Origin of the sequence: Methylorubrum podarium, assembly GCF_022179745.1 — a bacterium.
Taxonomy (GTDB): Bacteria; Pseudomonadota; Alphaproteobacteria; order Rhizobiales; family Beijerinckiaceae; genus Methylobacterium; species Methylobacterium podarium.
Map to the genome: position 1 here is coordinate 1 of NZ_BPRD01000168.1, position 11,800 is coordinate 11,800.

Here is an 11,800-nt window from a genome sequence, read left to right on the forward strand (position 1 = left end):
ATCGACCCGGCCCCGGCCCAGATCCCGGCCCCCGCCTCCGTCGCCCGGGCGCTGGACCTGCTGAAGTCGGCCGAGCGTCCGCTGATCATCCTCGGCAAGGGCGCGGCCTACGCCCAGGCCGACGAGGCGGTGCGCGCGCTCATCGAGGAGAGCGGCATCCCCTACGTGCCGATGAGCATGGCCAAGGGCCTGCTGCCCGACACCCATCCGCTCTCGGCGGGTGCCGCGCGCTCCACCGCGCTCAAGGATTCCGACGTCGTCGTCCTGGTCGGCGCGCGCCTGAACTGGCTGCTCTCGCACGGCAAGGGCAAGACCTGGGGTGAGCCCGGCTCCAAGCGCTTCATCCAGATCGACATCGAGCCGCGCGAGATGGACTCGAACGTCGAGATCGCCGCCCCGATGGTCGGCGACATCGGCTCCTGCGTCGAGGCGCTGCTCGACGGCATCCGCAAGGACTGGAAGGGCGCGCCGCAGAACTGGCTCGAGACCATCCGCTCGAAGCGCGAGGCGAATATCGCCAAGATGGCGCCGAAGCTGATGAAGAACACCTCGCCGATGGACTTCCACTCGGCTCTGGGCGCGCTGCGCACCGTCATCAAGGAGCGTCCCGACGCGATCCTCGTCAACGAGGGCGCCAACACCCTCGACCTCGCCCGCGGCATCATCGACATGTACCAGCCGCGCAAGCGCCTGGACGTCGGCACCTGGGGCGTGATGGGCATCGGCATGGGCTTCGCCGTCGCGGCCGCCGTCGAGACCGGCAAGCCGGTGCTGGCGGTCGAGGGCGACTCGGCCTTCGGCTTCTCCGGCATGGAGGTGGAGACCGTCTGCCGCTACGAGCTGCCGGTCTGCATCGTGATCTTCAACAACAACGGCATCTACCGCGGCACCGACATCGATCCGACCGGCCGCGATCCCGGCACCACCGTCTTCGTCAAGGATTCCCGCTACGACAAGATGATGGAAGCCTTCGGCGGCGTCGGCGTGAACGTCACCACGCCGGACGAGCTGAAGCGGGCCGTCGATGAAGCGATGGATTCCGGCAAGCCGACCCTCATCAACGCGGTGATCGACCCGGCCGCCGGCAGCGAGAGCGGCAATATCGGCAGCCTCAACCCGCAGAGCACGCTGAAGAAGAAGGGCGCCTGACGCCGCTTGGCTTCTCCGCGCGACTGAACCGGACCGCGGTGCCGAAAGGCGCCGCGGTCTTCTTCGTTTCAAGGCTCAGCCCGCACGCCGAATCGCCCGCTGCGCCAGCCGGTGCGCGCTCCTCCCTGCGGGGAGGGGACTCGCGCTCCGGGACGCCGGCGTTCAAGTGAGGGCCACCAGGGATGCATCCGATGTCCTCCGCGACCGACCCGAACGCGCCCCTCGATCCCCGTCTCGCCGGCCGTCTCGCCTTCCTGCCGCGGCTGCCGACCAAGCCGCCGCTTCCCCCCGGCCGCCACGCGCTCGGCCTGTTCGAGACCCGCGACGCGCTGATCCGCGTGCCCGAGCACATCGATGCGCGCCTGCCGACGCCGCTGGTGGTGCTATTCCACGGCGGCGGCGGCAGTGCCGAGAAGATCCTGCCGATGCTGGAGACGCACGCGCAGAAGCGCGGCTTTCTGCTGCTCGCGCCGCAATCGCTCCACCCGACCTGGGATCTCGTGATCGCCGGCAACGGGCCCGACCGGGAGCGGCTCGACCGGGCGCTCGCCGAGGTCGCCGACCGCTTCCTGATCGATCCCCGCCACCTCGCCTTCGCCGGCCACTCGGACGGCGGCAGCTACGCCCTGTCGCTCGGGCTCACCAACGGCGACCGGGTCAGCCACCTGATCGTGTCCTCGGCCGGTTTCATGTCGGTGCAGGTGCAGGCCGGCGCCCCCAGGATCTTCCTGTCGCACGGGACCCGCGACGAGCAGATCGGGATCGACCGCAGCGCCCGCACCCATGCCCGTCTGCTGAAAGGGGCGGGCTACGACGTCACCTACGTCGAATATGACGGCCCGCACGCCTACAACCCGGACGTGGTGGCCCAAGCGGTCGATTTCTTCCTCGGGGACTTTTTCGCCTGAACGGGGTCGAGCGCATCGTCCTGGATATCGGATCCAGGACGATGCGCCCGGTCATCGATGCACTAGGCGATGCCGGCGGCAAGGCCCGCCGGCAGCCGCTCGGCGTCGTCGGTCGGCGCGGTCCCGCGGGACGTGTCGTCGCCGGCGGCGGCCTCGGTCAGCAGCGCGGCGACGAGGTCGCTCTGGGAGACGACGCCCATCAGGCGCCCCTCCGGTCCCACCACGGGCAGGTGGTGGTGGCCGCTCTGGGCCATCCGCGCCGCGACCTGGGCCAGCGACATCTCCGGGCGCAGGCTCTCAACCTCGGTCGTCATCACGTCGGCGGCGCAGCCATGCGGGGCGCGGCCCCGGCCGAGCGTCAGCTGAAAGCGCCGGGCGAGGCCGAGACGGGGCCCGCGCGCATCCCACTCCGTCTTGTCCATCAGGTCGGTCTGGGTGAGGACGCCGATGACCCGCGCGCTCTCGTCGGTGACGGGCAGCATCTTGATGTGATGGCGCCGCAGCAGGGCGAGCGCTTCGTGCAAGGGGGCTTCGGGGGCGATGCCGACCACGTCGCGGGTCAGGATCGAGGCGCAGGTCGTCGGGCCGGAGCGGCGCATCACGGCGCTGAGCTGGGCGCGCCGCAGCAGCGCCTCGAGATCGCCGCGTCCGATGTCGAGCACCTGATCGTAATCCTCGAGCGCCGCATCGATGTCGGCCGAGCTCAGCCCGAAGCGGCTCGACCGCGCCGGGACGGCGGCCGCGGCCTGCGCCGCGTGCGGGTAGGAACGGCCGGTCAGGTTGTTGAACAGGATCGCCACGCCGAGGATGATCAGCGTGTTGACGCCCACTGGCCACAGCACGAAGCCGTAGCCGAGATCGTGGATCGCCGGGCCGCCCAGCACGGCGGTGAGCGCCACGGCGCCGCTCGGCGGATGCAGGCAGCGCAGGACCATCATCACGGCGATGGCCCCGGCCCCGGCGATCGCGGCGGCCACGAGGGGATCGTGGACGAGCAGGGCGGCGGTGACGCCGACGAGCGAGGCGACGAGGTTTCCGCCGAAGATCGACCAGGGCTGGGCCAGCGGGCTCGCCGGGACGGCGAAGAGCAGCACCGCCGAGGCGCCCATCGGCGCGATCAGCGCCGGCAGTTCGGTGCCGGTCCCGAGGGCGGCGCGGGCGACGAGTCCGGTGGCGAGGAGGCCGGCCAGGGCGCCGCAGGCGGCGCGAACCCGCTCGCGGAGGCTGACGGGGCCCTGCTCAGGCAGGAATCGGCGCAGAAAAGGAGTCAACGGTCGCTTCACCGGCAGGGCACCGCAGGGACGAGGCGAAGGAGGAGACGCACCGCGGCGGCGGGCGCTCGGTCCTCATGTTTCCCACCGTCTCTCGCCGAAAGCCGACTTTCGAGACGATGCTCCGGACAGAAAAGCCGGACCGACGGAGTCGGCCCGGGAAAGTCATCGGAGGAGGAAAAAACCCGGGCACCATGCCCGGTCAAGCGCTCCCGGGGCGATGCCCCGTCCCGGGAGAAACATGGCCGGCGGGAACCGGCCATTCGGTCCCGGCTGCCCCGGTCGACCGGGGCAGCCGCGATCTCAGGTCAGACCGCGCGGGCCTCGTGCATCGCGGCGATCTGCTCGGGGCTGTAGCCGAGGGCGGCGAGAACCTCGTCGGTGTGCTCACCGAGAAGCGGCGACGCCTTGATGTCGACCTTCATGTCCGAGAACTTGATCGGGCTTCCGACCGTCAGGTAGGAGCCGAGCTTCGGATGCGGAACCTCGACGATGGTGCCGCTGGCGCGCAGCGACGGATCGGCGGCGATCTCCTTCATGGAGAGGACCGGCGAGCAGGGGATGTCGAACTTGCGCAGGATGTCGACGGCCTCGAACTTGGTCTTGTCGGCCAGCCAATCCTCGATGAAGGCGAAGATCTCGAAGATCTTGTCCTGGCGGGCGCGGGCGGTGTTGTAGGCCGGATCGTCGATCCACTCGGGCTTGTTGAGGGCCTTGCAGATCGGGGCCCAGGCGTGACCCTGGATCGTGAAGTAGATGTAGGCGTTCGGGTCGGTCTGCCAGCCCTTGCACTTGAGCACCCAGCCCGGCTGGCCGCCGCCGCCCGCGTTGCCGCCGCGCGGCACCACGTCCGAGAACTCGCCGTGCGGGTACTGCGGGTACTCCTCGAGGTAGCCGATGGCGTCGAGGCGCTGCTGGTCGCGCAGCTTCACGCGGCAGAGGTTGATCACCGAGTCCTGCATCGACACGGCGACCTTCTGGCCCTTGCCGGTCTTGTTCTTGGCATGGAGCGCCGTGAGGATGCCGATGGCGAGGTGCATGCCGGTGTTGGAGTCACCGAGCGCGGCGGCCGACACGGTGGGGGGGCCGTCCCAGAAGCCCGTGGTCGAAGCGGCGCCGCCGGCGCACTGCGCCACGTTCTCGTAGACCTTCAGGTCCTCGTAGTGGTGGCCGTCGGAGAAGCCCTTCACCGAGGCGAGGATCATGCCCGGGTTGAGCTCCTGGATGCGGGCCCAGGTGAAGCCCATGCGGTCGAGGGCGCCGGGGCCGAAATTCTCGACCATCACGTCGGACTCTTGGATCAGCTTCTCCAGGACTTCCTTGCCCTGCGGCGTCTTGGTGTCGAGCGTCAGCGAACGCTTGTTGGAGTTGAGCATCGTGAAGTAGAGCGCATCCGCGTCCTCGACGTGGCGGAGCTGGTTGCGCGTCACGTCGCCGGAGCCCGGACGCTCGACCTTGATCACGTCCGCTCCGAACCAGGCCAGGAGCTGGGTGCAGGCGGGACCCGCCTGGACGTGCGTGAAATCGATGATTCGGATGCCTTCGAGCGGCTGGGTCATCTTGATTTTTCTCCCTCTTTCGACTTCGTGTGGGTCGTTGTTGAAAGTTGAAAATATACTTTCAGTAATATCGCTGAATCACGTGGCTCTCGTGCTTCGGCCTCCGCCTCAGGCGCAGACCAGGGTTCCCAGAGCCTCCTCCAGTTCCGCCACGCGGCGGCGCAGGGTGCGCTCCTCCTGGAAGCGCTCGGTCTCGTCGCGGATGATCGCGGCGATGCCGGTGACCTCGCCCTCCGCGCCGTGCAGCAGCGCGACGGTGAAGGCGATGGAGAGCGCGCGTCCGTCCTTGTGCAGGGCGGGCACCTTGAGCAGCGACGTGCCGTAGCGGGTCTCACCCGTCCGCATCGTCTTGGCGTAGCCGTCCCAGTGGCGCTTGCGGTGGCGCTCCGGGGTGATGAGATCGAGGGTCTCGCCCAGCGCCTCGGCTTCCGAGAAGCCGAAGATCCGCTCGGCGGCGGGATTCCAGGTGACGATCCGCCCGTCCGCGTCGGAGATCACCACCGCGTCACCGATCGCCGCGACGAGCCCGGATGTGTCGAAGGTCTGCGATTGGGCCATCCATCGCCTCCCCATCTTGCCGTCGGTTAGCCGACGAACCGCTGGGCGAGCGAAGAAACGGGTTGTCTGTCGAGGATGCCGCTTCGAGTCATGGCAGGCGCTGCCTCCTTGGCTTCCCGGATCGTGGCCGCTCTTTCCGGTGGCTCACCGATTGGCATCTGGTATACCAGAGACGAATGGCAGGTCAAGGCGCCCCGCTCGGCGCGAACGAGATCGCGGTGGGGCCGTTGTAAGGGAGGCGAGGAGGCCGCGATGTCGGGCAAGCACAGCATCAAGATCCGACAGATCGAGGCCTACGCCTTCCGGATCGAGTTCGGCGAAGCCTTCGTGCCGCTCCTGACGGACGAGCCGGAGCCGATCGGCGGCGGCACCGGCCCCTCGCCGGAGCAGGTGCTGATCGCCGCCGTGAGCAATTGCCTGTGCGCGAGCCTCGCCTTCGCCCTCGGCAAGTACCGGCAGGAGGGCGGCGGCGTGAGCGCCGAGGCGATCGGACGGGTGGCCCGCAACGCGGAAGGCCGCCTGCGCCTCGTCGGCATCGAGGTCGACATCGCCCTCGGCGCGCCCGCCGAGTCGTTGGACCGGCTCGACCGGGTGCTCGGCCAGTTCGAGCAGTTCTGCACCGTGTCCGAGAGCGTCAAGGCCGGTGTTCCGGTGGCGGTCTCGGTGCGGGACGGTCTCGGCAACCGCCTGAAATAGACGCGTCTGACACGAACAGGGAGGAACGAGCGATGAGCGAGACGCAGCGGGACGTGGCGCGGGAGCCCGAGGATCTGGCCCGGCTCTTCCACGAGCGGGCCAATGCCGGCGACGCCGAGGGGCTGGTCGCCCTGTACGAGCCGGCGGCGGTGATCGCCGCGGGCGAGATCGTGGCGACGGGCCACGAGGAGATCCGCCGCTTCTACACGGACCTGCTCGCCCGCAAGTCGGACTTCCCCGAGCCCGAGACGCTTCCGGCGATCCGCAACGGCGACCTCGCGCTCACCTTCGCGCGCCTGCCGAACGGCGCGCTCTCGGTCGAGTCGGCCCGGCGGCAGCCGGACGGCACGTGGCGCTGGGCGATCGACCAGCTCAAGATCAAGCCGGTCACGAAGGGCTGACGGGCTCGCAGCGGCCGAAGTCAGAGGTTTCGAAAGGACAAGTCCTTTCGCGGGTCCGGGGCGGAGCCCTGGTGGAGGGACGTTGGGGCGCTGCCCCAACACCCCGCCAAAGGGGTGACCCCTTTGGAATCCCTCAATCCGCGGCGGAGGCCGAGCGGCGCGGCGTGGCGCTGCGCCGGTTGGCGAAGACGCCGGGGGCGGTGCCGGGGACCACGACCAGGCGCCGGACCTCGCCGCGCAGGTAGGCCTGAAGGAAGCGGGTGTAGTTCTTGAACACGACGCAGCCGTTCGAGGCGCCGCTCGGGCCGAGCATGTAGGTGTGGGCGAGGATGCCGTCGCGCCCGTGGATGGCGGCCGAGCCGCCGACCGGGTTGAGGCGGATCGCCCGCACGCCGTGGAACAGGGCCTCGCGCTCCCGCAGGTCGTAGACGCCGGGCGGGGTGGCTCCGCGCATCCGGACGTGGACGTAGTCCGGGTTGTCCTGGGCGACGCCGAGGCCGGAATGGGCCTCCAGCACCTCGCCGCTCGGCAGGGTCACGGTGGCGGCGCTGATGTCGTAGACGGCGACGCCCGGCTCCGAGACCGGGCCCGGCACGACGCGGCGCCGCGCGGCCGAATCGACCGCGCCGCTGTCGAGCCCGGCATAGGCCATCGCCTTGTTCGAGGACGGAGCCGGCGCCGAGCCGGGCAGGTCGAACATCTTCTCGAAGAAGGAGCGGTCGTCGGTCACCGCGGCGCTGAACACGCTACGGGTCGGCTCGGTGGAGGCGCGCGCCGTGGCGATCCGGTTCGACGCGGCCCGGGCGGTCTGCGTCCGCGGCTCGAAGCGGAATTCCTCGGGGCGCCGCATCGGCAGCGGCACGGTGAGCGCGACGCGGGCCGTCGGCGCGGCCGGGCGCGGCGCGGCGGAGGGCGCGATGTCGACAGATTGATCCGCGGGGAGGGCGGCGAGCGTCACGGGCGGCTCCGGCGCGGTCGGAGCCCGGAAGGCGACGGCCTTCGGCGCCTGTCGGACGAAGCCGCTTCCGGCCGTGTCGAGGACGGGCGCGGGGTCGAGCATCCAGGCCAGGGCGCCGGGCGCGGCCGGCGCGGCGTCCGCCGGTTCGGCCTCGCCCGAGACCTGCGCGGTCTGTGCGGGCGAGGGCGCGGCGGTCTCCTGCGGTTGCAGCAGGCCGGCCAGGGCGAGGCCGCCGAGGGCGGTGAGCGCGAGCGCCGCGAGGGGCGGCCCGCGCCGACGGCGGACGACGGGCCGGGCGGAGCGACTCTGAACGAGCTCGGCGATGTCCATTCGGGCGGTACTCGACAACGCGGATCCCGCACGGCCTCCCACCGTCTTCCCGGCTTCTCTGTGCCAGAACGACGATCGAGATGGCTTCGCCGATTAGGGAATGATCAACCTTAAGCCTTTCCTCATTGAACGGGATCTTGGTTAATCTTGCCTAAATCGCAGCCACCTCCTGTCAAAAAGCTTTGCCGCTGAACGTCAGGTTCAGCCGTGTCGTACAGCCGGGATGACGGCCAACGCTGCCACGTGGAGACCGAGCTCTCTCCGCCCGATGCCCCGTTGTGCCCCGCGGGTCACAGGCTGTGTAACCTTGTTACATTCCGCACCGCCGCGTGTTGACCCTTCGCCGCATCGCAGCGAAGGTACGACTGCCAAGGTTCCGTCGGGCGGATGTCCGAGGGCTAAGAGGGAATTCGGTAAGCCGGTTCGCGCGACGCCGAAGCTGCCCCCGCAACTGTGAGCGGTGAGTGCCCGTCACCGATGGTCACTGGTGCCATGCACCGGGAAGGCCGAGACGGGGGCGCTGACCCGTGAGCCAGGAGACCTGCCTCGGCACGACGATGTCCCCCGGACGGGGTGTTCCGGCGGCGTGCCTGATCGGCGAGCGCGTTCCCCCGCGCGCGTCCGGCCCGGCATCCGCTCGGGCCCGCGTCCGAACAGCCAGAGCGCGCCCTGTGAGAGTTCGGACGAGCCTGTACGCCGCCATCGATGGAAGGCCGGCCCGGCGCCCGCGCTGGATGCTGGCCGCGCTGCTCTGCGCCGGCCTGCCCGGCGCGGAGGCGCGGGCACAGGATTCGGTCACCCTGGACGAGTTGGCGGTCGAGGGAGAGGGGCGCGGCCAGGGCAACGGCGTCGGCAACGGCGCACCGGACGGCCGGACGGCGGCGTCCGGCACGATCGGGTTGATCGGCCCGACGCCGGGCTACCGCGCCGACCGTGCGGTGAGTGCGACGCGGACCGACACGCCCCAGCGCGACGTGCCCCAGGTCGTCACCGTCGCGCCCCGCGAGGTCATCACCGATCTCGCGGCGACCCGTGTCGATCGCGTCTTCAACTACACGCCGGGCGTGGCGCAGCAGAACAATTTCGGCGGCCTCTCCGTCTTCAGCTACGCCATCCGCGGCGTCACCACCTCCGAGATCTACAAGAACGGCTTTCCGCTCAACCGCGGCACGCCGCCCCCGCCGGACACGCAGAACGTCGAGCGCATCGAGGTGCTGAAAGGCCCCGGCGGCGGCCTGTTCGGGCGCAGCGATCCCGGCGGCCTCGTCAACATCGTCACCAAGCAGCCCACGCGCGAGCGCTTCGTCGAGATGGGCGGGCTGTGGGGTTCGTTCGGGCAGGTCCGCGGCACGGTCGATTCCGGCGGCGCGCTGAACGAGGAGGGCACGCTGCTCTACCGCTTCAACCTCGCCGCCGGCCGCCAGGGCAGTTTCCGCGATTTCGTGGACGGCGACCGGCTGCTGGTAGCCCCCGTCCTGAGCTGGCAGATCACGCCGGACACCCGGATCACCGTCGAGACCGAGTTCCTGCGCAACCGCATCGTGTTCGACCGCGGCGTCATCGCCCTCGACGGGCGGCTCGGGGTTCTTCCGATCTCGCGCTTCCTCGGCGAGCCGGGCCAGAGCACGTACCAGACCAGCAACACGATGCAGGTGCGGCTCGATCACCGCTTCAACGCCGACTGGCAGATGCGGCTCGCCACCCACTTCAACACCGGCACGCTGGAGGGCGAATCCGCCGAGATCCGCGCCATCGCCGCCGACAACCGCACCGTCTCGCGCGACCGGAACGTGCGCGACTACCGCTGGGACACGGCGATCGGCCAGGCGGAGGTGGTCGGGCGCTTCGACACCGCCGGCATCGGCCACACCCTGCTGCTCGGCTTCGAGCGCGAGAGCACTGACAGCCGGGTCGTCTACAACCGCTCGAACTTCCGCACGAGCCCCTACGCCATCGACATCGACGATCCGCGCTACGGCCAGCCGCTGCCGCCGCTCACCATCCCGCGCAACAACCTGGAGCGGATCACCAACACCGCCCTCTACGCGCAAGACCAGATCGCCTTGAGCCCGGAATGGAAGGCGCTGGTCGGCGTGCGGTTCGACTTCTTCGAGCAGTCGTTCCGCGAGCGCATCCCGCGCTCCCAGGTCGATCAGACCTATTTCGCGGCGACCCCGCGGGCGGGCCTGGTCTACCAGCCGACGCCCGAACTCGCCCTCTTCGCCAATGTCGGCACCAGCTTCCGGCCGAATATCGGCCCCGACGCGGCGGCCGTGGCGCTCTCGGGACCGTTCGCGCCGGAGACCGGCATCGGCTACGAGGTCGGGACCAAGATCGACCTCTACGAGGGCGCCCTGGCGCTCACCGCCACCGCCTTCCGGGTCGATCGGGAGAACGTGCTGACGCCCGATCCCAACAACACGGCCTTCTCGCTCGCCGCCGGCGCGGTGAGGAGCGAAGGCTTCGAACTGACCGCCGCCGGCCAGATCACGCCGGAGATCAAGATCCTGGCGGGCTACGTCTACGCCGACGCTTTCGTGACCAAGGACAACGTGCTGCCGGTGGGCACGCCGCTCATCAACGTGCCGCGCCACTCCGGCAGCCTGCTCGCCGTGCACGAGGTGCAGGCCGGCCCCTGGAACGGGCTCGGGATCGGCGGCGGCGTGCGGGGCGTCGGCGAGCGGGCGGCGGACGCGGCCAACAGCTTCTCGCTGCCGGCCTATATCGCGGTCGATGCGCTGGCCTATTACCGCTACGAGAACTTCCGCTTCGGGCTGAACGTCGAGAACGTGTTCGACACCGAGTATTACGAGAGTTCGCTCAACCGCTTCCGGGTCTATCCCGGCTCGCCCCGGCGCGTCACCGGCACGCTGACGGTGCGGTTCTGATGATGGCCCGGTTGGACGCCACCCCGGTTGCGCGCACCCGCATCGGCGCCATCGACGCCCTGCGCGGGCTGGTGATGCTCTTGATGCTCCTCGATCACGTGCGCGAGTTCTTCTACCTGCACGCCCAGGTGACCGACCCGGTCAACCTCGCGGCGACGCCGCCGGACCTGTTTCTGACGCGGGCCGCCTCGCATCTCTGCGCGCCGGTCTTCCTGCTGCTGACGGGGCTCTCGGCGAGCCTCTACGGGCGGAAGCACGGCAGCCGGGCGGCGACCTCCGCCTTCCTCGTCAAGCGCGGGCTGTTCCTGGTCGTCCTCGAAGTCACCCTGGTGAACCTCGCCTGGACGGGCAGCCTGCTGCCGCCGGTCCTCTACCTTCAGGTGATCTGGGCGATCGGGCTCAGCATGCTGGCGCTCGCCGCCCTGCTCTGGCTGCCGCGCCCCGTTCTGATCGGCGCGGCGCTGGCGATCATGCTCGGCCACAACGCCCTCGACGGCCTCGTGCTCGCGCCCGACCAGCCGGGCTACGCGCTCTGGGCGGTGCTGCATCAGCGCGGGATGATCCCGCTGCCCTGGGGCGCCGCGCGCACCTCCTATCCGGTCCTGCCCTGGATCGGCGTCATCGCCGCGGGCTACGCGCTCGGGCCGCTCTACGCCCCCGGTTCCGACCCGGCCGTACGCCGCCGACGCCTCGTCGCCCTCGGCCTCGCGAGCCTCACGGTCTTCCTTCTCCTGCGCGGCCTCAACGGCTACGGCGATCCGCATCCCTGGCAGGCGGGCAAGGACGGGTTCGCGGGCGCCCTGTCCTTCATCAACCTCACCAAGTACCCGCCCTCAGCCGATTTCCTGCTCGCCACCCTCGGCCCCGGCCTGCTGCTGCTCGCGCTGTTCGAGCGCGTGCCGGAGGGACGCCTGCGCTGGCTCGCCACCTTCGGCGGGGCGCCGCTGTTCTTCTACCTCGCCCATCTCTGGGCCCTGCGCCTCGTCTATGACGGCCTCGCTTCCCTCGGCATCGCCGGAGCCTCGGGTCGGGTCGAGGCGGGGGCGCCGTGGCAGATCTGGCCGATCGCGGCGGCCTTCGCC

Annotated in this window: 10 protein-coding genes and 1 riboswitch; of the genes, 6 read left to right on the forward strand and 4 right to left on the reverse strand. The window is 70.2% G+C overall.

The window, feature by feature from the left end:
• A partial coding sequence (oxc, locus tag MFF42_RS08900; RefSeq protein WP_238255409.1) for an oxalyl-CoA decarboxylase occupies window positions 1-1,149 on the forward strand: 1,149 nt, incomplete at its 5' end.
• Window positions 1,150-1,340: 191 nt separating this feature from the next.
• Window positions 1,341-2,057: an alpha/beta hydrolase gene (locus MFF42_RS08905; protein WP_238255410.1), complete on the forward strand. Its 717-nt coding sequence runs from the start codon at window positions 1,341-1,343 to the stop codon at window positions 2,055-2,057.
• Between the two features lie 62 nt (window positions 2,058-2,119).
• On the opposite strand, the gene MFF42_RS08910 is transcribed toward MFF42_RS08905, so the two are convergent.
• From MFF42_RS08910 to MFF42_RS08920, 3 genes are all read right to left on the reverse strand, one after another.
• Entirely contained in the window at window positions 2,120-3,328 is a 1,209-nt protein-coding gene (locus tag MFF42_RS08910; RefSeq protein ID WP_238255411.1) for an HPP family protein, read from the reverse strand.
• Between the two features lie 308 nt (window positions 3,329-3,636).
• Window positions 3,637-4,887, reverse strand: a complete 1,251-nt coding sequence (gene frc, locus MFF42_RS08915; RefSeq protein WP_238255412.1) for a formyl-CoA transferase — start codon at window positions 4,885-4,887, stop codon at window positions 3,637-3,639.
• A gap of 108 nt (window positions 4,888-4,995) precedes the next feature.
• Window positions 4,996-5,445, reverse strand: coding sequence for a PAS domain-containing protein (locus MFF42_RS08920; RefSeq protein ID WP_238255413.1), 450 nt, complete (start codon window positions 5,443-5,445; stop codon window positions 4,996-4,998).
• Window positions 5,446-5,697: 252 nt separating this feature from the next.
• Here MFF42_RS08920 and MFF42_RS08925 point away from each other — a divergent pair, with 252 nt between their 5' ends.
• Window positions 5,698-6,141 (forward strand): OsmC family protein, encoded by a 444-nt coding sequence (locus MFF42_RS08925; protein ID WP_238255414.1) that lies wholly within the window; start codon window positions 5,698-5,700, stop codon window positions 6,139-6,141.
• 32 nt (window positions 6,142-6,173) lie between these two features.
• Complete coding sequence (locus tag MFF42_RS08930; protein ID WP_238255415.1) at window positions 6,174-6,542, forward strand: YybH family protein; 369 nt, start codon at window positions 6,174-6,176, stop codon at window positions 6,540-6,542.
• A 133-nt stretch (window positions 6,543-6,675) separates the two neighbouring features.
• Here the strand turns inward: MFF42_RS08930 and MFF42_RS08935 are convergent, their stop codons facing one another.
• Window positions 6,676-7,830: a DUF2778 domain-containing protein gene (locus tag MFF42_RS08935; protein WP_238255416.1), complete on the reverse strand. Its 1,155-nt coding sequence runs from the start codon at window positions 7,828-7,830 to the stop codon at window positions 6,676-6,678.
• A 354-nt stretch (window positions 7,831-8,184) separates the two neighbouring features.
• Window positions 8,185-8,393: riboswitch (cobalamin riboswitch) on the forward strand.
• 108 nt (window positions 8,394-8,501) lie between these two features.
• Between MFF42_RS08935 and MFF42_RS08940 the strand changes: the two genes are divergently transcribed.
• Both MFF42_RS08940 and MFF42_RS08945 read left to right on the forward strand, forming a co-directional pair.
• The gene (locus MFF42_RS08940; RefSeq protein WP_238255417.1) at window positions 8,502-10,718 is read left to right on the forward strand and encodes a TonB-dependent siderophore receptor; all 2,217 of its coding nucleotides are present in this window, start codon (window positions 8,502-8,504) and stop codon (window positions 10,716-10,718) included.
• On the forward strand, window positions 10,718-11,800 hold a 1,083-nt coding region (locus MFF42_RS08945), incomplete at its 3' end, for an acetyltransferase domain-containing protein (RefSeq protein WP_238255418.1). The genes MFF42_RS08940 and MFF42_RS08945, both read left to right, overlap by 1 nt.